This window comes from Cellulomonas sp. URHD0024, from assembly GCF_000426185.1.
Classification (GTDB): domain Bacteria; phylum Actinomycetota; class Actinomycetes; order Actinomycetales; family Cellulomonadaceae; genus Cellulomonas.
In genome coordinates this window covers 147965-168503 of record NZ_AUEW01000010.1, presented here as the reverse complement: position 1 = coordinate 168503, position 20539 = coordinate 147965, and the positions used below count along the sequence as shown (strand labels likewise).

At 71.4% G+C, this 20539-nt stretch carries 19 protein-coding genes; 15 read left to right on the top strand and 4 right to left on the bottom strand.

Annotated features, from left to right (window positions below; translation table 11 throughout):
* Positions 1–13 precede the first annotated feature (13 nt).
* Entirely contained in the window at positions 14–448 is a 435-nt protein-coding gene (gene rbfA / locus I847_RS0112200) for a 30S ribosome-binding factor RbfA (RefSeq protein WP_028049914.1), read from the top strand.
* Positions 449–524: 76 nt separating this feature from the next.
* Here the strand turns inward: rbfA and I847_RS23490 are convergent, their stop codons facing one another.
* Positions 525–1967 carry an MFS transporter gene (locus tag I847_RS23490; protein WP_081680837.1) on the bottom strand — a complete coding sequence of 481 codons (1443 nt, stop codon included), beginning with the start codon at positions 1965–1967 and terminating at the stop codon, positions 525–527.
* Between the two features lie 99 nt (positions 1968–2066).
* On the opposite strand from I847_RS23490, the gene I847_RS0112190 reads away from it, so the two are divergent.
* The 7 genes from I847_RS0112190 (at position 2067) to I847_RS0112160 (ending at position 9511) form a co-directional block, all read left to right on the top strand.
* On the top strand, positions 2067–2660 hold the full coding sequence (locus I847_RS0112190; protein ID WP_231384205.1) for a TetR/AcrR family transcriptional regulator: 594 nt from the start codon (positions 2067–2069) through the stop codon (positions 2658–2660).
* Entirely contained in the window at positions 2657–3583 is a 927-nt protein-coding gene (gene truB / locus I847_RS0112185; RefSeq protein WP_028049912.1) for a tRNA pseudouridine(55) synthase TruB, read from the top strand. The genes I847_RS0112190 and truB overlap by 4 nt, the downstream gene beginning before the upstream one ends.
* A gap of 122 nt (positions 3584–3705) precedes the next feature.
* Positions 3706–4695, top strand: coding sequence for a bifunctional riboflavin kinase/FAD synthetase (locus I847_RS0112180; protein WP_028049911.1), 990 nt, complete (start codon positions 3706–3708; stop codon positions 4693–4695).
* A gap of 46 nt (positions 4696–4741) precedes the next feature.
* Positions 4742–5326: a phosphoribosylglycinamide formyltransferase gene (gene purN / locus I847_RS0112175; protein ID WP_034610137.1), complete on the top strand. Its 585-nt coding sequence runs from the start codon at positions 4742–4744 to the stop codon at positions 5324–5326.
* Positions 5327–5470: 144 nt separating this feature from the next.
* Positions 5471–5740 carry a 30S ribosomal protein S15 gene (gene rpsO / locus I847_RS0112170; RefSeq protein ID WP_028049909.1) on the top strand — a complete coding sequence of 90 codons (270 nt, stop codon included), beginning with the start codon at positions 5471–5473 and terminating at the stop codon, positions 5738–5740.
* Positions 5741–5943: 203 nt separating this feature from the next.
* Complete coding sequence (locus I847_RS0112165) at positions 5944–8166, top strand: polyribonucleotide nucleotidyltransferase (protein WP_028049908.1); 2223 nt, start codon at positions 5944–5946, stop codon at positions 8164–8166.
* A 1-nt stretch (position 8167) separates the two neighbouring features.
* The gene (locus I847_RS0112160) at positions 8168–9511 is read left to right on the top strand and encodes a pitrilysin family protein (RefSeq protein ID WP_028049907.1); all 1344 of its coding nucleotides are present in this window, start codon (positions 8168–8170) and stop codon (positions 9509–9511) included.
* Here I847_RS0112160 and I847_RS0112155 read toward each other — a convergent pair.
* From I847_RS0112155 to I847_RS0112145, 3 genes are read right to left on the bottom strand one after another with little or no spacing between them, the layout of a single operon-like run.
* The gene (locus I847_RS0112155) at positions 9467–10465 is read right to left on the bottom strand and encodes a hypothetical protein (protein WP_028049906.1); all 999 of its coding nucleotides are present in this window, start codon (positions 10463–10465) and stop codon (positions 9467–9469) included. The two genes, I847_RS0112160 and I847_RS0112155, sit on opposite strands and share 45 nt — an antisense overlap.
* A 38-nt stretch (positions 10466–10503) precedes the next feature.
* The gene (uxaC, locus tag I847_RS0112150; RefSeq protein ID WP_028049905.1) at positions 10504–11919 is read right to left on the bottom strand and encodes a glucuronate isomerase; all 1416 of its coding nucleotides are present in this window, start codon (positions 11917–11919) and stop codon (positions 10504–10506) included.
* Positions 11916–12950: a LacI family DNA-binding transcriptional regulator gene (locus I847_RS0112145; protein WP_028049904.1), complete on the bottom strand. Its 1035-nt coding sequence runs from the start codon at positions 12948–12950 to the stop codon at positions 11916–11918. Before I847_RS0112145 ends, uxaC begins: the two co-directional genes overlap by 4 nt.
* A gap of 165 nt (positions 12951–13115) precedes the next feature.
* Between I847_RS0112145 and I847_RS0112140 the strand changes: the two genes are divergently transcribed.
* From I847_RS0112140 to I847_RS23485, 7 genes are read left to right on the top strand one after another with little or no spacing between them, the layout of a single operon-like run.
* A complete protein-coding gene (locus I847_RS0112140) occupies positions 13116–14495 on the top strand; it encodes an ABC transporter substrate-binding protein (protein ID WP_028049903.1) in 1380 nt (459 codons plus the stop codon).
* Positions 14496–14504: 9 nt separating this feature from the next.
* Complete coding sequence (locus tag I847_RS0112135) at positions 14505–15500, top strand: carbohydrate ABC transporter permease (RefSeq protein ID WP_034610086.1); 996 nt, start codon at positions 14505–14507, stop codon at positions 15498–15500.
* Complete coding sequence (locus I847_RS0112130; RefSeq protein ID WP_034610084.1) at positions 15497–16402, top strand: carbohydrate ABC transporter permease; 906 nt, start codon at positions 15497–15499, stop codon at positions 16400–16402. The genes I847_RS0112135 and I847_RS0112130 overlap by 4 nt, the downstream gene beginning before the upstream one ends.
* Positions 16403–17236, top strand: a complete 834-nt coding sequence (locus tag I847_RS0112125; protein ID WP_028049900.1) for a sugar phosphate isomerase/epimerase — start codon at positions 16403–16405, stop codon at positions 17234–17236.
* Positions 17233–18360 (top strand): Gfo/Idh/MocA family protein, encoded by a 1128-nt coding sequence (locus I847_RS0112120; protein WP_028049899.1) that lies wholly within the window; start codon positions 17233–17235, stop codon positions 18358–18360. The genes I847_RS0112125 and I847_RS0112120 overlap by 4 nt, the downstream gene beginning before the upstream one ends.
* Positions 18357–19220 carry a sugar phosphate isomerase/epimerase gene (locus I847_RS0112115; RefSeq protein WP_028049898.1) on the top strand — a complete coding sequence of 288 codons (864 nt, stop codon included), beginning with the start codon at positions 18357–18359 and terminating at the stop codon, positions 19218–19220. Before I847_RS0112120 ends, I847_RS0112115 begins: the two co-directional genes overlap by 4 nt.
* Complete coding sequence (locus I847_RS23485) at positions 19213–20538, top strand: mannitol dehydrogenase family protein (protein WP_034610082.1); 1326 nt, start codon at positions 19213–19215, stop codon at positions 20536–20538. The genes I847_RS0112115 and I847_RS23485 overlap by 8 nt, the downstream gene beginning before the upstream one ends.
* Position 20539: the final 1 nt, after the last annotated feature.

Here is a 20539-nt window from a genome sequence, read left to right as displayed (position 1 = left end):
AAGGAGTGATCCGATGGCGGACACCGCCCGCGCCCGCAAGCTCAGCGAGCGCATCCAGCAGGTCGTCGCGCAGATGCTCGACACCCGGATCAAGGACCCCCGGCTGGGCTTCGTCACCGTCACCGACGTGCGCGTCACCGGTGATCTCCAGCACGCGGACGTCTTCTACACCGTCCTCGGGGACGACGTCGCGCGCAGCGACACCGCCAAGGCGCTCGAGAGCGCCAAGGGGATCATCCGGTCCGAGGTCGGCAAGCAGACCGGTATCCGGCTGACCCCGTCGCTCGACTTCCATCTCGACGCCCTGCCGGACACGTCGGCGCAGCTCGACGCCGCCCTCATCGAGGCGGCCCGGCGCGACCGTGAGGTGGCTGCCTTGGCGGCCGCGTCCTCGTTCGCGGGCGACGCCGACCCGTACAAGAAGTCCGACGAGGACGACGAGGACTGAGGGCACGCACCCAGAACGCCGCAACGTCCGCACTCGTGTGGGGTATCAGCCCCACGAGTGCGGACGTTGCTGGTTTTCAGGGGAGCGTCTTGCCGGTGTTCTTCGGCATCCAGAGCAGGACGACCAGCGCACCGAGTGCGACGACGACCGCGGCGACGTAGGCCGCGGGTTGCAGGCCGGCCGCGTACCCGCCCGGCGTCAGGGTGCCGTCGGAGGCGGTGAACACGGCGACGAGTGCCGCCACGCCGAGCGCTCCGCCGATCTCCCGGATCGTCGCGTTGACCGAGCTCGCGGTCCCGTGGTCGTCCGGGGCCATGTCGGCGAGCACCGCGGTCGCGCTGGGGGCGAAGGTCAGACCCATCCCGATGCCCGCGAGCGCCAGTCCGGGCACGAGGTCGACGTACGTCAGGCTGTCGCTCGTGACGAGGAGTCCCTGCCACGCCAGACCAGCGGCCTGCAGGAGGAGGCCGGTGAACAGCAGCGGTCGTACGCCGACGCGGGGAGCGAGGATGCCCGCGATGGGCGCGAAGATCATCGGCGCCGCGGTCCACGGCAGGGTGCGGACGCCGGCCTGCAGGGGAGTGAAGCCCATCCCGATCTGCAGGTACTGGGCCAGCAGGAAGACGAGACCGAACACGCCGAACGAGAACGCCAGCGCGCTGACGTTGGCCACGGAGAACGACCGCTCGCGGAACAGGCGCAGGGGCACGAGCGGGTGGTCGGTGCGGGACTCCCAGGCCACGAAGGCAAGCAGGAGGGCGACGCCGACCAGCAGGCCGCCGACGACCCGCGTGGAGCCCCAGCCGTCGTCGTTGCCACGGATGATCGACCAGACGATCAACAGGACGGACGTGCCGGCGAGCGCCAGGCCGACGAGGTCGATGGGCTGCCGGCGGCCGTGCGACTCGGGCAGCGCCCACAGGACCAGCGGGATGGCGACGAGCGCGACCGGGACGTTGATCCAGAAGATCGCCTCCCACGAGATGCCGCCGACGACGGCGCCCCCGATCACGGGGCCGAGCGCCACGCCCAGACCCGAGACGCCGCCCCAGACGCCGATCGCCATGGCGCGCTTGCTCGCCGGCACGGCACCGGCGAGGAGCGCGAGCGACAGCGGCATGATCGCGGCCGCGCCGGCGCCCTGCAGGGCCCGCGCCCCGATGAGCATCTCGGGGCTGGTGGACAGGGCGGACAGGATGGATGCACCGCCGAAGACCGCGATGCCGGCGATGAACACGCGACGTCGGCCGAGCCGGTCACCGAGCGTTGCGGCGGCGATCATGAGCGTCGCGAAGCTGAGCGTGTACGCGTTGATCATCCACTGGAGCTGCTCGATCGAGGCGTTGAGCTCGGTCCTCAGGACGGGGAGCGCGGTGGTCATGACGAGGTTGTCCAGGGTCGCCATGAACATGGGGACCGAGGCGGCGACGAGGGCGATCGCCGTGCCTCGCCGGCGGAGCGTCGGGCGCGGTCCGACCGGGGTCCGCGCCAGAGACTCGGCTGGTGTCGTGAGGGTCACGAGTGGCTCCTTGGGGCAGTTCTGGTGGACAGGTGTCTTGTTGGCATTGATTGATTACTACCAACGACGACGTTAGGCATCGACTGATAACATGTCAACATGTCCGAGCAGATCGATGAGCAGGTTCCAGCGACGACGTCGTCGCGGATGACCGGCGCCGCCCGCCGCGACCAGATCCTCGCCGCCGCGCGACGTGTGTTCGCCGACAAGGGATTCGCGGCGACGACCGACGAGGTGGCCCGTGCGGCCGGCGTCTCCCAGCCCTATGTCGTGCGGCTCTTCGGCTCCAAGCGCGAGCTGTTCCTGGCGGCCTACCGACAGGCGGGGGCAGAGATCGAGGCGGCGCTCGGCTCCGTCGAGCCCGGCCCCGACGCGGGCGCCCGGATGGGGCAGGCGTATGTCGCGCTCCTCGACGACCGCGACCTGCTGCGGCTGACGATGCACGGCTTCCTCGCGGGCACGGACGACGAGGTGGGCAAGATCGCCCGGCACACCCTCGGCGAGGCGTTCCGGCTCTTCCGAGACCGCACGGGGGCGTCCGACGACGACGCCCGCATGTTCGTCGCCTCGGGCATGCTCATCAACGTCCTGCTCGCCGTCGACGCCCCCGCGCACCCTGGGGAGGATGCCGGGATGGACGCGCTGGTCGAGTGTGTCGTGATGAACATCGACGAGCAGCGCCGCACCGCATGACGCCGAAGGACGGTTCTGCCCGGCGACCGACCGCGGCGGACGGTGTCGTCGTCGTCGACAAGCCTGCAGGCTGGACGAGCCACGACGTGGTGGCGAAGATGCGCTGGCTGGCGGGCACCCGCAAGGTCGGTCACGCCGGCACGCTGGACCCGATGGCGACAGGCGTGCTCGTGATCGGGATCGGCCGGGCGACCCGGCTCCTGACGTACATCGTCGGCGCGGACAAGGAGTACACGGCGACGATCCGGCTGGGGGCCAGCACCACGACCGACGACGCCGAGGGCGAGACGCTCACGGTCGTCGACGCCTCGGGCGTCACGCGCGAGGCGCTGGATCGCGGGATCAGCCGGCTGACCGGCGCCATCCAGCAGGTCCCGAGTGCCGTGTCGGCGATCAAGGTCGACGGCCAGCGGGCCTACGCCCGGGTGCGGGCCGGCGAGGACGTCGAGCTCGCGTCGCGGCCCGTGACGGTCTCGCGGTTCGACGTGGTGGCCGTCAGGCCCGGCGACGGCGTGCTGGACGTGGACGTCGTGGTCGTCGTCTCCTCGGGGACCTACGTGCGTGCGCTCGCTCGTGACCTCGGCGCGGCTCTCGGCGTCGGCGGTCACCTGACGGCGTTGCGGCGCACGCGCGTCGGCGGGTACGGCCTCGACGTCGCTCGAACGCTGGACGAGCTCGCGCTGGTCGCGCAGGACGTGCCGATCGACGTCGTCTCGCTCGCCGACTCGGCCCGAGCGACCTTCCCGGTCCGCGAGCTCACGTCGGAGGAGTCGGTTGCCCTGTCCTACGGCCAGCGGCTCTCGGCCGCGGACCAGCCGTCGGCCGGGACCACGGCCGCCATCGCCCCGGACGGCAGGCTCGTCGCGCTGGTCGAGACCCGCGACGGTGCCGTGCGTCCGGTGCTGGTCTTCGCGCCCGCCTGATCCGCACGCGACCGAGCCGCCGGACCAGTTTCGGGGCCGCTGGCGCGCGCGGCCCGCAGAGGATGGCAGGCTTGTCCGTCGGGCGTCCGACCGGGCTCCCGACGCCTCGGCAAGGAGCACGTGTGCAGATCTGGCGGGAGCTGGCCGCGGTCCCCGACGGGTTCGGGCCCTCGGTCGTCACGATCGGCAACTTCGACGGCGTCCACCGCGGGCACGCGAGCGTGCTGACGCGGATGTGCGCCGACGCCCGCGCCGTCGACGCGCAGGCCGTGGCCGTGACGTTCACGCCGCACCCGCAGCAGGTGCACCGCCCGGACACCGCACCGCCGGTCATCACGGGCGACGACGACCGGCTCGAGCTGCTCGAGCGCACCGGCCTGGACGCGGTCCTGATGCTCACCTACACGCTCGAGTTCGCCCGGCAGACGCCCGACGAGTTCGTCCGCCGCTACCTCGTGGACGGTCTGCGGGCGCGGACCGTCGTCGTCGGCCGGGACGTGCGGTTCGGCTGGAACAACTCGGGGGACCTGTCGACGATGGTGGAGCTCGGCGCGACGTACGGGTTCGACGTCGAGGTCATCGAGGACGTCACACCGGCCGAGTCGGCTGACCCGGGCAGTGCGGAGGACCGCGTCGCCGACCCGCTGCGTCGTCGCTGGTCGTCGACCTGGGTGCGCGAGCTCCTCGACGCCGGGGACGTGGTGCAGGCCGCCCGCGTGCTGGGCCGCCCGCACCGGATCCGCGGAACGGTCGTCCACGGCGACGCCCGTGGCCGAGACCTGGGCTTCCCGACGGCGAACCTCGGACCCGACGCGACGGGCCTCGTGCCCGCTGACGGCGTGTACGCGGGCTGGCTGCGCAGGGCGTCGGGCGTCGAGGAGGTCCTGCCCGCGGCCATCTCCATCGGCACCAACCCCACCTTCGACGGGTCCGAGCGGCGCGTCGAGGCGTACGTGCTCGACCGCACCGACCTGGACCTCTACGACCAGGTGGTCGTCCTCGAGCTGGTCGAACGGCTCCGACCGACGCTGCGGTTCGACTCCATCGACGACCTGATCATCCGGATGAACGACGACGTCGCACGCACCCGCGAGATCCTCGACGCCGGCTGACGTGCCGCACACCGACCCTCCGGTAGCCCCGGATATCCTGGTCGGCGTGTCGCGCACCCGCATCGCCCTGCTCGGCTCCGGTACCGGCACCACGGCGGCGGAGATCATCGACGCCACCGCGACCACGATCGACGCGGACGTCTGCGTCGTCATCGGCAACAACAGTGCGGCCGCGGTGCTCGTCCACGCACGCGAGCGGGGCGTGCCGACCGTGCACCTCAGTGGCGTCACCCACCCGGACCCCGGTGCTCTGGACGGCGCGATGGTCGAGGCGCTGAGCGCGTCCGGTGCAGAGCTCGTCGTGCTCGCCGGGTACATGAAGCTGCTGGGCCCACAGGTGCTGGAGCGCTACGAGGGCCGGATCGTGAACACCCACCCGGCACTGCTGCCCGCCTACGGTGGCGTCGGCATGTACGGGGACCGGGTGCACGCTGCGGTCCTGGCCGACGGGGCACCCGTCAGCGGTGCCTCGGTGCACGTCGTCACCGCGGAGTACGACGAGGGCCCCGTGCTGGCGCAGGTCACCGTGCCGGTCCTGCCGGGCGACGACGTGGAGGCGCTGCGGAGCCGCGTCCAGGTGGCTGAGAAGGCCCTGCTCATCGGATGGCTGCGCGAGCGGTGCGGCGCCTGACCCAACTGGCGGGCAGACCGGGCGTGTCCGAACTGACCGACCGCCCCTGGTACGATGGTCGCTGCCGTCTGAACGGCCGCGGAACGAGAGAGCCCGGGTGGACATGCCCCGGCGCACCGCGCAACGAGTCAACCAGGAGATCGAGTGCCGCTCGAAAGTGCCGTCAAGCAGTCCATCATGACCGAGTACGCCACCCACGAGGGTGACACCGGTTCCCCCGAGGTTCAGATCGCGATGCTGACGCAGCGCATCAAGGACCTCACGGAGCACCTCAAGACCCACAAGCACGACCACCACAGCCGCCGCGGTCTGCTGCTGCTCGTCGGTCAGCGTCGCCGCCTTCTCGGTTACCTCCAGAAGGTCGACATCAACCGCTACCGCAGCATCATCGAGCGGCTCGGCCTGCGCCGATAACGCCTTCCACCAGCCCGGACCCGGAACAGGGTCCGGGCTGGTGTGGTGTTACGCGCAGTCGCTAGACACAGCACCACCCACCGCGTCGGTCCGCTCGGTCCGGTCCTCGGTAGTGGCTTCCGGAAGCTCGAAGGAGACTCCGGTGGCCTCGATCGAAGATCGCTCGCGGACGGCCGGCGCCTTCACGAAAGAGGAGGGCACCCATGGAGGGTCCCGAGATCCAGTTCGCCGAAGCCGTGATCGACAACGGTCGCTTCGGCACCCGCACCGTCCGCTTCGAGACCGGCCGCATCGCCAAGCAGGCCGCCGGCTCCGCCGTCGCCTACCTCGACGGTGAGACCACGCTGCTCGCCGCCACCACGGCCGGCAAGCACCCGAAGGACCAGTTCGACTTCTTCCCGCTGACGATCGACGTCGAGGAGCGGTCGTACGCGGCCGGCAAGATCCCCGGCTCGTTCTTCCGTCGCGAGGGCCGTCCGTCCACCGAGGCCATCCTCGCGTGCCGGCTCATCGACCGCCCGCTGCGCCCCCTGTTCGTCAAGGGCCTGCGCAACGAGGTCCAGGTCGTCATCACCGTGCTGTCGATCCACCCGGACGACGCGTACGACACGCTGGCCATCAACGCCGCGTCCATCTCCACCCAGCTGTCGGGCCTGCCGTTCTCCGGCCCCGTCGGCGGCGTGCGCATCGCGCTCGTCGACGGCCAGTGGGTGGCGTTCCCGCGCTACTCCGAGCGTGAGCGCGCGACGTTCGACATGGTCGTCGCGGGTCGCGTGGTCGGCGACGACGTCGCGATCGCCATGATCGAGGCCGAGGCCCCCGAGAAGTCCTGGAACCTCATCAAGTTCGAGGGTGGCGTCGCCCCCACGGAGGAGATCGTCGCGCAGGGCCTCGAGGCCGCCAAGCCGTTCATCAAGGCCCTCGTCCAGGCGCAGCAGGAGCTCGCGGCCAAGGCCGCCAAGGAGACCCAGGTCTTCCCGACGTTCCCCGACTACCAGGACGACGCCTACGCCGCCGTCGAGGCCGCCTCGACCGCGTCGCTGAGCGAGGCCCTGAGCATCGCGGACAAGCAGACCCGCGAGAACCGTCTCGACGAGATCAAGGGCGAGGTCGTCTCGGGCCTGTCCGAGCAGTTCGAGGGCCGCGAGAAGGAGCTGTCGGCCGCGTACCGCTCGGTCCAGAAGAAGCTCATCCGCCAGCGCATCCTCACGGACGGCTTCCGCATCGACGGCCGTGGCCTGCGGGACATCCGCACGCTGTCGGCCGAGGTCGAGGTCCTGCCCCGCGTGCACGGCTCCGCGATCTTCGAGCGCGGCGAGACCCAGATCCTGGGCGTCACCACGCTGAACATGCTGCGCATGGAGCAGCAGCTCGACACGCTCTCCCCGGAGACGCGCAAGCGCTACATGCACAACTACAACTTCCCGCCCTACTCGACGGGCGAGACGGGTCGCGTGGGCTCGCCCAAGCGTCGCGAGATCGGCCACGGGGCGCTCGCCGAGCGCGCGCTCATGCCGGTGCTCCCGAGCCGCGAGGAGTTCCCCTACGCCATCCGCCAGGTCTCCGAGGCGCTGAGCTCCAACGGCTCCACGTCGATGGGCTCGGTCTGCGCGTCCACCCTGTCGCTGCTCAACGCCGGTGTGCCCCTGCGCGCGCCGGTCGCCGGCATCGCCATGGGCCTCGTGTCCGACACGGTGAACGGTGAGACCCGCTACGCGGCGCTCACGGACATCCTCGGCGCCGAGGACGCGTTCGGCGACATGGACTTCAAGGTCGCCGGTACCCGCGAGTTCGTCACGGCGATCCAGCTCGACACCAAGCTCGACGGCATCCCCGCCTCGGTGCTCGGCGGCGCGCTGACCCAGGCCAAGGAGGCTCGCCTGGCGATCCTCGACGTCATCGCCGAGGCGATCGACGTGCCCGACGAGATGAGCCCGTTCGCTCCCCGCGTCATCACGGTGAAGGTCCCCGTCGACAAGATCGGCGAGGTCATCGGGCCGAAGGGCAAGATGATCAACCAGATCCAGGAGGAGACCGGCGCCGACATCTCGATCGAGGACGACGGCACGGTCTACATCGGCGCCACCGACGGCCCGTCGGCGGAGGCCGCGCGTGCGGCGATCAACGCGATCGCCAACCCGCACATGCCCGAGATCGGTGAGCGCTTCGTCGGCACGGTCGTCAAGACCACCACGTTCGGTGCGTTCGTCTCGCTCTCGCCGGGCAAGGACGGTCTGCTGCACATCTCGCAGATCCGCCGCCTCGTCGGTGGAAAGCGCGTCGAGAACGTCGAGGACGTCCTGTCCATCGGGCAGAAGGTCCAGGTCGAGATCGGCGAGATCGACCCGCGCGGCAAGCTGTCGCTGCACGCTGTCGTCGAAGACGAGGCGGCCGCCGAGGCTGCTGCCGAGCCGGTCGACGCCTGACGTGCCTCTGGACCTCCCGCTCGTCCGCCCGGGTCAGCCGGGCAGTGAGCAGACCGTCGGGCAGGACGGCGACGCCATCGTGCGTCGTTCCGTCCTGCCCGGCGGGGTCCGCGTGCTCACGGAGCACATGCCGGGCCTGCGCTCGGCGACCGTGGGCGCCTGGGTAGGCGTCGGCTCGCGCGACGAGTCCGACGGCCACCACGGTTCGACACACTTCCTCGAGCACCTGCTGTTCAAGGGCACCGCGCGGCGCACGGCGATGGACATCGCCGAGGCGTTCGACGCGGTCGGTGGCGAGGCCAACGCCGCCACCGGCAAGGAGCACACCTGCTACTACGCCCGGGTGCTCGACACCGATCTCCCGATGGCGGTCGACGTCATCGCGGACATGGTCACCTCCGCGCGCCTCGACACCGACGAGCTCGAGACCGAGCGCGGCGTGATCCTCGAAGAGCTCGCGATGAACGACGACGACCCGAGCGACGTCGTGCACGAGCAGTTCGCTGCCGTGGTGCTCGGCGAGCACGCGCTGGGTCGGCCGATCGGCGGCACCCCGGACACCATCCGCGCGGTTCCGCGCGACGCTGTGTGGGAGCACTACCGGGAGCACTACCAGTCCTCGACGCTCGTCGTCACGGCCGCGGGTGGCGTGGACCACGACCTGCTGTGCAAGCAGGTCACCGAGGCTCTGCACACGGGCGGCTGGTCCCTCGACGAGAGTGCCGAGCCGCGTGGTCGACGGCTGTCCAGCACGGGGTTGGGGGCCGGTGAACTCGGGATCCCCGCCGGCGGTGTCGAACGCACCATCCGGCGCCCCACCGAGCAGGCCAACGTCATCATCGGCAGCACGTCGCTGACGGCCACCGACCCGCGTCGGTTCACGCTCTCGGTGCTCAACGCGGTCCTCGGTGGCGGGATGTCGTCGCGACTCTTCCAGGAGATCCGCGAGCGGCGCGGGCTGGCCTACTCGACGTACTCGTTCGCGTCGGGGCACGCCGACACCGGCGTCTTCGGCCTCTACGCGGGCTGCACGCCCGCGCGGGTCGACGAGGTCGTCACGCTCATGGCCGAGGAGTGGGAGCGGATCGCGCAGACGCCCATCACCCAGGCCGAGCTCGAGCGGTCCATGGGTCAGCTGTCCGGCGGGCTGGTGCTCGGCATGGAGGACTCCGGGTCGCGCATGAGCCGCCTCGGCAAGTCCGAGCTGGTCCACGGGTCGCTGATGAGCATCGACGAGTCGCTCGAGGCGATCCGCGCTGTCACGGTGCAGGACGTGCAGGACCTCGCGGCGGACCTGGCGTCACGCCCACGCTCGGTCGTCCGCGTCGGTCCCTTCGGGGACTGAGGCCGACACCCGGTAGTCGTCCGCCTCGCCCGCCCTGCCCTTCTCGAGGCGGGTGAGGGCGGCCGCCGCCGGTCCGATGCAGCCCGCGACCGCGATCGCGACAGCGCCGATCGCGGCTGTCCCCAGCAGCGTGTCGGAGCCACCCTGGGACCAGCCCCAGGCGCGCGGGACCGTCGCGCAGAGCCCGACGGCCACGGAGACGAGCGTTCCGCCGGGCGTGCGGCCGACCAGCAGCGTCACGGTCACCATCGCGACGAGCAGTGAGACGCCCGGGTCCGCGAGGGCGAAGACGATGCCGTCGTGCAGGGAGGTGCCGTCGCCGGGCGAGGCCGCCGGATACAGGCTGACGGCACCGATGGCGAGCGCCGGGATGCCCAGGGCGAGGCTTGCCACGGCCCAACCCTGCATCGACGAGCGAGCCCGGACGGGCCAGCGGGGCTGGCGGCCGGCGGCGAGGCACGTCGCGACGACGGCGGCGAGCAGTACGAGCGGCATGAGCACGCCCGGGCCGACGACGGTGACGTCGGGGACGACCTCGAGCGGGTTGGCACCGTTCGCCGGGGCCACGTAGGTCGGCGCGACCGGCCCCGGCCAGGAGGGCAACCACCACCAGGTGACGGTGTCGATCGTGGCGAACGCGGAGCGGGCGCCCACCGCGGTCCAGCCGACCACGACGCCGGCCGCGACCGCGACGATCCAGCGGCGCACGGCCGGGCGGCTCGACACCACGGCGACCCAGCAGACGGCGCACCACAGCGTCACCGAGACCGCCCAGCGTGCGCCGACGCCGAGGACCGCCCCGGGCGTCAGTGCCGGCCAGCCCCAGGCGTTCGAGGAGAGCGCGTCCTGCCATCCGCACAGGACGGACGCCAGGACGAGGACGACGACGCCGACGGCGCCGAGCGTGAGCAGCGTCGCCCGTCGCGCGCCCGCCGGTGCGTGGAGGACGGTCATGACCGTGTATCGGGCGTCCTGCGGTGCCGCTTGAGCGGTCAGCCGAGCCGGAAGGTGGTGCGCGGGATCTCGTCGACGAGCCTGCGAGCCACGGCGAGGGCGTCGTCCTCCGTGATCTGGTGGGTCGCGACCAGCGAGGCGAGGTAGGCGGCATCGACCCGGCGGGACATGTCGTGGCGCGCAGGGATCGAGCAGTACGCACGGGTGTCGTCGATGAACCCGGAGGTCTTCGTGAACCCGGCGCTGTCGGTGACGGCCTGCCGGTAGCGCCAGATCGCCGCGGGAGAGTCGAGGAACCACCACGGTGCGCCCGCGTAGACGCTCGGGTAGAAACCGGCCAGCGGTGCGATCTCGCGGCTGAAGGTGGTCTCGTCGACGGTGAAGAGCACGAGCCGGAACGTCGGGTCGGTCCCGAACGCGTCCAGGATCGGCGTGAGCGGACGGGTGAACGCCCCGGTGTCGGGCAGGTCGTGACCGGTGTCCGGACCGAACGCGGAGAGCGTCGGGGCGTGGTGGTTGCGGATCACGCCGGGGTGCAGCTGCATGACCAGGCCGTCCTGCGCCGACATCTCGGCCAGCCGGAAGAGCATGTTCCGGCGGTAGGCGACGGCGTCCTCGGAGGTGACCATGCCGCGCAGCGCATCCGCGTGGATGCGCTCTGCGTCCGGAGCGGCGAGCGGCGTGCTGCCCGCGTCGAGCACCCCGGTGTCCGTGGCGGTCGCGCCGGCGGCCGCGAAGGCAGCGCGGCGGACCCGGAGTGCCGCGAGCAGGCCGGCGTAGCTGGTCGTGTCGACGTCCGCCGCTCCGGCGAGCCGGTCGAGCGAGTCCGCCCAGGTCGCGGCCGACGGGTCCATGTAGCGATCCGCACGGAACGTCGGTAGCACCCGGCCACGGAACCTCGGGTCCGCGCGCAGCGCCAGGTGTGCCGAGAGGTCGTCGGCGGGGTCGTCGGTGGTGGCCAGGACCTCGATGCCGAACCGCTCGAACAACGCGCGCGGACGGAACGCGTCCCGGGCGAGCGCGTCGACGAGCTGGTCGTACTGGGCGTCGGCGTTCGCGGCCGACGGGTGCTCGGTCAGACCGAAGACGTCGTGCAGCTCGGACTCGAACCAGAACCGGACCGGGGTGCCGAGGAACAGGTCCCAGTGCTCGGCCAGGCGCCGCCAGACCGCCCGTCCGCTGCTCGTCCGTGCGGCTCCGTCCCTGCTCAGCCCCAGGTCGTCGAGGGGCACTCCGGCGGCGTGCAGGAGGCGCAGGACGTAGTGGTCCGGCGTGACGAGCAGCTCGGCGGGGTCACCGAAGGGTTCGTCGTCGAGCAGGAGGCGCGCGTCGACGTGCCCGTGCGGCGAGTAGATCGCCGCGTGGGCGACCTCGGCGTAGAGGCGACGTGCGATGTCGCGCTGGCCCGGCTCCGACGGGAAGAGGCGGTCGGGGTGCGGCTGCAGCAGCGTCATGGGTTTCTGCCGTTCCCGGCCCTCGGGCCGGTCGAGGAGCGGATGGTCAGATGCGTCGGGAGGGTCGCGCCGCGGCGTGGGACCGGCGCTGCCGGGTCGTCGAACCGTGCGAGGAGGATGGACACGGCGGTCCGTCCCGCCTGCTCGATGGGAGCCGTGAGCGTGGTCAACGGCGGGTTGCAGAAGTCCGCGCCGAAGATGTCGTCACAGCCGACGATGGAGATCTCCCCGGGCACGGACACGCCCCGTTGGCGGAGCCGTTGCAGCATCCCGATGGCGAGCAGGTCGTTGAACGCGATGCAGGCGGTGATCCCGGCGTTCACGGCGGCGTCGGCGGCTGCGGCGCCCGCCGACCGACGCGGCGCGAACGGTCCGATGCGCCCGGGCGTCAGGCCGTGGCGCTTGGCCGCGCGCTGCAGAGCCCGCCACCGGCCCTCGTTGGGCCAGGAGGTCTCCGGGCCGGCGGCGTAGGCGATCCGGGTGTGGCCGAGCGAGACGAGGTGCTCGAGCGCCTGCTCGATGCCGCTCGGGGTGTCGATGAAGACCGTCGGCACGCCCGGGGTCTGGCGGTTGATCGCGACGAGCGGGATCTCGGCGGACAGGGCGACGAGCCGGCGCTCCGAGAGGCGCGACGCCGCAAGGATCGCGCCGTCGTACGACCGCCGAAGCCGGTGCAGCATGCCGTCCTCGAGCTCGTCGCTCTCCTCGGTGTCCACGAGCAGCTGCGTGTAGCCGGCCGCCTTCAGCTGCTGCTGCGTCCCGCGGATGATGTCGAAGTAGAACGGGTTGGTCACGTCGGAGACCAGGACGGCGACCGTCTTGGTCTTGCCGGACGTCAGTGCGCGGGCCGGTGCGCTGGGCACGTAGTGCATGTCCGCGGCGACCTTCTGGATCCGCTCGCGGGTGGCCGCGTTCACGCGCGCGGGGTTGGTGAGGGCGCGCGAGACGGTCGAGGTGGCGACGCCTGTGGCTGCCGCGATGTCCGCCAGGGTCGCAGGGCGCGCTGCGCCGTCGTCGGCGCGGGGTCTCATGGGGGCGAGCAAACCACATCCGGCGAAAAGATGGCAAACATTGGCAAACGATTGCAGTCGTTGTTGCCGCGTCCATAGAGTCGCCGCAACCGGGGCAGCCAACCCGACAGACCGGGCGTACTCGCCCGTCAGAATGCCCCGCCATCGCACTCAAAGGAGAGTCAGATGAAGGCACGCAACGCCATGGGCGCGCTCGCCGGCATCGCGGTCGTCGGTCTCGCCCTCGCCGGTTGTTCGGGGTCGGACTCGCCCGCGTCGTCGTCGTCGCCCGCCGGGTCCGCCACCGCCGCCAAGATCGACGGCACCGGCAAGACCGTGCACGTGATGATCGCCGCGAACGGCCTGTACCCCGAGCAGCAGAAGACCTGGTTCGGCGAGGTGTCCGACAAGTTCAAGGCCGAGACGGGCGCGACGGTCGAGTTCGAGACCTTCGCCTCCGCGAACGACGAGCTCACCAAGATCCAGACCTCGGTGCTCTCGGGCCAGGGCCCGGACGTCTACAGCCTCGGCACCACGTTCACACCGACCGCGTACGCGACCGGCGCGTTCATGACGCTCGGCGACGCGGAGTGGGCCCAGGTCGGTGGGCGTGACAAGTTCGTCCCGTCGACGCTCGGCATCTCCGGTCCCGACGAGAAGAACGAGATCGCCGTGCCGTTCGCGAGCCGGCCGTTCGTCATGGCCTACAACAAGGACCTCCTGGCGGCCGCCGGGATCACGGACCTGCCGACCACGTGGGACGAGCTCACCGACGATGCGAAGAAGCTGACCACCGGCGACGTGCACGGCCTCGCCATCGGGTACGCCGACGGCTTCGACCCGTGGAAGTTCATCTGGGGCATGTCGATCCAGGCGGGCAACCCGATCCTCAACCTCGAGGACGGCAAGGCGCAGATCGACGTCGACCCGACGCAGACCGCCTACCAGACCTACTTCGACTGGTACTCGAAGGACAAGGTGGTCGACCCGGCTGCGCTGGGCTGGAAGAACGCCCAGGCCGTCGCCGCGTTCGCGGACGGCAAGGCCGGCTTCGTGCCGATGGTCTCCGCCACGTCGCGCGTCACCCTCGACAAGTCGGCCGTGGCGGGCAAGTACGCCTACGCGCTGATGCCGACCGTCCCGCCGGGCATGACCACGAACCCCGGGGACGGCAAGCCGGCGACGAGCATCATCTCGGGCGACAACATGGTCGTCGCGAAGTACTCCAAGAACCAGGACCTGGCGCTCGCGCTGATCAACATGTTGACCAGCACCGAGAACCAGACGTCCTACAACAAGACGTTCGGTGACCTGCCCACCAACCAGGAGGCGGCAACGGCGATCCAGACCGGCGACGAGCTGCTCAAGCCCGTCCTCGAGTCGTCCGCCGGTGCCATCGGGACGCCGTTCAGCGGAGCCTGGGGCGACACACAGCTCGCCCTGACCAACGTCGTCGTCCAGGCGCTGCCCGCCCTGCAGGCCGGGGGCGTCAGCGAGTCGGACCTCAAGGCCGCGCTCCAGACAGCCCAGTCGACCGCGCAGGCCTCGCTCGACAAGGCCAAGTAGCCCGAACCGATGACCACGACCGATCCGGTGTCGACCACCACCGACCCGACGGACGGCCGGTCACCCGCGGGACACGCTCCCGCGGGTGGCCGGCGCCGCCGGCGTCGCACCCCGAACGGGCCGAACCAGCACGGCCGACCGTTCTGGATGCTCGCCCCGAGCGGCTTCCTGATGTTCTTCGTCATCCTCGTGCCGCTCGCGCTGGCGTTCTACATCTCGGTGATCGACCTCGACCAGTACACGATCCAGCACTGGCTGAAGGCACCGTTCGTCGGGCTGCAGAACTACGTCGAGGCGATCAACGACACCTCGCTCCTGCACGCCGTGAGGCTGAGCGTCAGCCAGGCGCTCCTCGTCTCGCTGATCACCATGCCCATCGGCATAGCCGCGGCGCTGGCCACGCAGAACGCGTTCCGCGGCAGGGCGGTCGTACGGTCCGTCTTCCTCGTGCCGTACATCCTGCCGGCGTTCGTCGTCGCGACCGTGTGGCGGACGATGATGCACCCGCAGGGGCTCCTCGACCACGTCGTCGGCTCCGTCGGGATCGACGTCGGGCTCTGGCTCAACGGTCCGACGAGCTTCTGGTCGCTGGTCCTCGTGCAGTCCTGGAGCTCGTGGCCGTTCTACTACCTGCTCGTCCTGGCCGGCCTGCAGTCCGTGGACAAGGAGGTCCACGAGGCGTCCGCGCTCGACGGTGCGCTGTGGTGGACCAAGCTCCGGTACGTCGTCCTGCCCTACCTGCGCGGCTCGATCCTGCTCGCCCTGGTGATCTCGTTCCTGCACAACGTCAACGCGTTCACGTTGCCCTACGTGCTGTTCGGGGTCCCCGCGCCGCACGACGTCGAGGTGCTGCCCGTGCTCACCTACGTCACGAGCTTCCAGAGCTTCCGGTTCGGGCTGTCGGCCGCGATGGCCGTCGTGTCGCTCGCACTCGTCGTCGTCCCGCTGTTCCTTTATCTGCGGGCCGTCCGGCTCGACTCCGGAGAGGACCGTGTTCGCCGATGAGCGCGCTGATCATCCGACCGCCCTCCCTCACCGGCGGTCGCCGGCGTGACGACGACGTCACCCGACTCCTTCCTCGGCCGCTGCTCGTCACGGTCATCGTGGCGCTGCTGCTGGTCGTCCTCGGACCCGTTGCGTACATGGTCCTGGCGTCGCTGAACTCCGACATCGGCGTCGCAGCCGGCGAGATCTGGCCGCGCGAGTGGCACCCGTCGAACTACCTCCACGTCTGGTCGACGGTGGCGCTCGGGCGCGGGCTCGCCAACAGCCTGATCATCTGCGGCGCGGTCGCGGTGGTCTGCGCGCTGGTCTCCGTGTCCGCGGCGTACGTGCTCGTGCGGTACGCCTTCCGGGGTCGGCTCACCGTGCTCCGGGGGCTGCTGGGCCTGCAGTCGATCCCCGGCACGCTGATGCTGCTGCCGGTCTTCGTCCTCTTCGCCAGCGCGTCGACCCTGCTCGGCATCCCGACCATCGGCACCCGGTGGGCCGTGTTCCTCACCTACCTGACGTTCGCCCTGCCGTTCTCGACGTGGGTGATGGTCACGTACGTCCGCGGGCTTCCCCGCGAGCTGGAGGAGGCCGCCCGGATCGACGGGGCCTCGTCGTGGCGGGTGCTGACCCGGATCATCGTGCCGCTGTCGTGGCCGGGGATCGTCGTCTCGGCGATCTTCGCGTTCCTGCTCGGCTGGAACGACGTACTGTTCGCGTCCGTCATGACCAACCCCGAGACCCGCACGGCCGCGGTCGCGCTGCAGGTGTTCGGAGCCACGCAGGAGACCGGGGCACTGCCGCTCTACGGTCAGATGATGGCCGCGTCGCTGATCTGTGCGGTCCCGGTCGTCGTGCTGTACCTCGTGTTCCAGCGCTACCTCGTGGGTGGCCTGACCGCCGGAGGAGTGAAGTAGATGACCGACTGGAAGCTGTCGGGGTTCGGGGACGAGATCGACGCCGATCCCGTGGTGCAGCTCAGCGTCCTGCAGGCGCTCGGTGCCGCGCACATCGAGGTGCGCAGCGCCTGGGACACCAACGTGGTGGACCTGACCGACGACCAGCTCTCACGGCTCGCCGCGCACGTGCGTGACCGCGGGATGGCCGTGTCGGCGATCGCGTCGCCGATCGGCAAGGTCGACGTCACCCTGCCGGTCGAGCACGAGGTGGAGCGGCTCGGCCGGGCCCTGCGCGCCGCGCACGCGCTCGGGGCGCCGTTCGTCCGCATCTTCTCGTTCTACCGTTCGGCGGAGCGCACGCCTGAGGACATCCGCGACGACGTGCTCGTGCGGATGGCGGCGCTCGCGACGCTCGCCGAGGACCACGAGGTCACGCTCGTGCACGAGAACGAGAAGGACATCTACGGGGACATCCCCTCGCGGGTCCTCGACATCGTCGAGTCCGTCGGGTCGGAGCGGCTCCGCGTCGCCTGGGACAACGCCAACTACGTGCAGGTCGGGGTGCGGCCGTTCACCGACGGCTACGCCATCCTGCGTCCCTACCTCGACTACCTGCAGGTGAAGGACGCACTGGCCGCGGACGGCACCGTCGTCCCCGGGGGCGAGGGGGACGGCGAGCTGCTCGAGACCCTCACGGCCCTGCGCGACGACGGCTACACCGGGTTCGCCTCGCTCGAGCCCCACCTCACAGACGTGAACGCTCTCGGCGGCTTCTCCGGCCCCCGGGAGTTCGGGCGTGCCGCCCGAGCCTTCTCGGCGCTCACCGCACAGATCGGAGTCGGACTCGCATGACCAGCACTGGCATCACCAGCAGCCTCAACGTCGCACTGGTCGGGTGCGGGGTGATCGCGCGCAACCACGCGCGCGCGATCGACCGCACCGAGGGGCTGCTGCTCACCGCCCTCGTCGACCCCGTACCCGAGCAGGTCGCGGCACTCGCGGATCTCGTGGTCGAGGAGCTGGGAGCACCACGGCCGGCGGTGTTCTCGTCGCTCACGGAGGCGCTCGCAGCTGGCTCCGTCGACCTCGTCGTCCTCTGCACTCCGAGCGGCACCCACGTGGAGCTGGCACTGGAGGCGGTCGAGGCGGGCGTCCACGTGGTCGTCGAGAAGCCGGTCGACGTCACGATGGATCGCGGCCGCGCGCTCGCCGCCGCGGTCCGCCCGGGGCAGGTGGTCTCGGTGATCTGCCAGCACCGGTTCGACCCCGCGTCCGTGGCGGTGGCCCGCGCGGCGCACGGTGGCGGTCTCGGCCGGCTCACCAGCGCGGTCGCGTCCGTGGCGTGGTGGCGCAGCCAGGAGTACTACGACTCCGGGGACTGGCGCGGGACGTGGGCGCTCGACGGAGGGGGTGCCCTGATGAACCAGGGAGTGCACACCGTCGACCTCCTCGTGTGGTTCCTCGGCGAGCCCGTCGAGGTGTTCGCGCACACGGGCGGTCTGGCGCACGAGCGGGTCGAGGTGGAGGACGTGGCCGTCGCGACGATCCGCTTCGCGTCGGGAGCGCTCGCCGTCCTGCACGCCACGACCGCGGCCTACCCGGGGCTCAGCGTGCGGATCGCGGTGCACGGGTCCGCGGGCTCGGCGACGATCGACGACGACCAGCTCGAGTTCCTGTCGTCCGGCGGGTCCCCCGAGAACCGGGCGGCGGACCTGGTGCCTGCGGGCGACCTGCGCGGAGCGGCCAAGGCCGACGACTCGTGGGTGGTCGGGCACGCCCGGCAGCTCGAGGACGTCGTCGACGCCGTCCGCACCGGCCGGGAGCCCGGGGTCCGCGTGGTCGACGCCCTGCTCGACCTCGCCGTCGTCCGAGCCGTGTACCTGTCGGCGACGCTGGGTCGGCCCGTGCTCGTCGCGGACGTGCTGTCCGGCGCGCTCGACGACGAGCCGGTCGCAACCGGGGGAGTCCTGGCATGAGGTACTCGGTGTTCACGGCGTCGACTCCGCAGTGGGAGCCGGCCGAGGCCGCGAGGATCCTCGCGGCTCAGGGTTGGGACGGCGTCGAGTGGCGGATCACGGACCAGGCGCCCGCAGACCCACCCGGGTTCTGGGCCGGCAATCGGGCGACCTGGCCGCTCACGGGCCTGGAGGGCCTGCTGCCCGAGATCGCGCGGGTGACCCGGGAAGCCGGGCTCGAGCTGTCCGGCCTCGGCGGCTATGCGCGGTGCGACGACCACGCCAACGTCGAGCGCATGCTCTCGGCCACTGCGGTGCTCCGCGCCGGACAGGTGCGGGTCACGATGCCGGCGCTCGGGACGGGCGACTACCGCGACCTGTTCGCGGGCGCACGCAAGGACCTCGAGTGGGTCGCCGAACGGGCCGACGCGTACGGCGTCAAGGCGTTGGTCGAGCTGCACCACCGCACGATCACGGCCTCCGCGTCGGCCGCGATCCGGCTGGTCGACGGGCTCGACCCCGAGCACGTGGGGGTCATCCACGACCTCGGCAACCTCGTGATCGAGGGCCAGGAGGACGCACTCGCCGCCTTCCAGATGCTCGGCCCGTACCTGGCGCACGTCCACGTGAAGAACGTCGCGTGGGCGGTCACGGGCACCGAGGGGTTCGACGGCGCGACGACCTGGGCCGAGCACTGGGCGCCCTTGCGCAGCGGGCAGGCAGATGTCGAGGCGTACCTGGAGGCGCTCGCGGAGCACGGCTACGACGGGTGGATCACGCTCGAGGACTTCTCGACCGAGCTGCCGCTGGAGGAGCGCACCCGCGACAACCTCGCGTACCTGCGCGCAGTGCACGCGCGCGTCGCGGAGCGCCGTGCCTGACCGGACCAGGCGGCCACCCGTCCGCATGGCCCACCTGGGGCTCGGCGCGTTCCACCGGGCGCACCAGGCGTGGTACACGGACCGTGCCGACGACGCGTGGGGGATCGCCGCCTTCACCGGCCGCTCGGCGGCCGCGGCCACGGCGCTCGCCGGCCAGGACGGCGTCTACACCGTGATCGAACGCGCAGCGGGGGGCGACACCGCGACGCTCGTGCAGAGCATCGTGGCGGCGCACGACGGTGCCGACGAACGGGCGTGGCGGACCGTGCTGAGCAGCCCTGCGGTGTCGGTCCTGACCTTGACCGTCACCGAGGCCGGGTACCACGCGACGGCATCCGGCGACCTCGACACGAGCGACCCGTCCGTCCGGTCGGACATCGCCGCACTCGTGTCCGGGGAGGCCGCCCGCACGGCACCCGGGCGGGTGGTCGACGGTCTGCGCGCCCGCCGGGATGCCGGGGCCGGCCCGATCGCCGTCGTCAGCTGCGACAACCTGCCCGGGAACGGGTCGGTGGCCGAGCGCGTCGTGCGAGGTGTCGCGCGGCTGGTGGACCCGAGCCTGGACGAGTGGGTCGCGCGGAACGTCTCGTTCGTGTCGACGATGGTGGACCGGATCACCCCGCGCACGACGCACGACGACCGTGCCGTCGCTGAGGGGCTGACCGGTGTCGCCGACGCCGTGCCCGTGGTCACCGAGCCGTTCAGCGAGTGGGTGCTCAGCGGCGACTTCCCGGCCGGCAGGCCGCCGTGGGAACGGGCCGGCGCCCGGTTCGTCGACGACGTCGAGCCGTACGAGCGGCGCAAGCTCTGGCTCCTCAACGCCGGCCACTCCCTGCTCGCGTACCGCGGCCGACTGCTGGGATACGACACGGTCGCCGACGCGGCCGGACCGCTGGCGGACGAGCTGGAGCTGCATTGGGACGAGGCGCGCCCGCTCCTGCCCCTCGACGCCGCCGAGATCGACGAGGCGCTCGGCGCCCTGCGCCAGCGGTTCGCCAACCCGCGCATCCGCCACGTCCTCACCCAGATCGCGGCCGACGGGTCGTTCAAGCTGCCGGTGCGCGTCGTCGAACCGCTGCGTCGACGACTCGCCGCCGACCTCCCGCCCGGGCACGCGCAGCTCGGCGTGCTCGCAGCCTGGTCGACCTACCTGGTCCGCTTCGGAGCGACCGACGACGCCTCCCGCGGGCTCGCCGACGCGTTGCGCGGGATGCTCGACGCACGGGCCCGGTCGGCGGCGGTCCTCCGAGCGCTCGACGCCCCGGAGGAGCTGCTCGACCCGCTCGCCACCCGCATCACCGAACTCGAGAGGCTCTGAC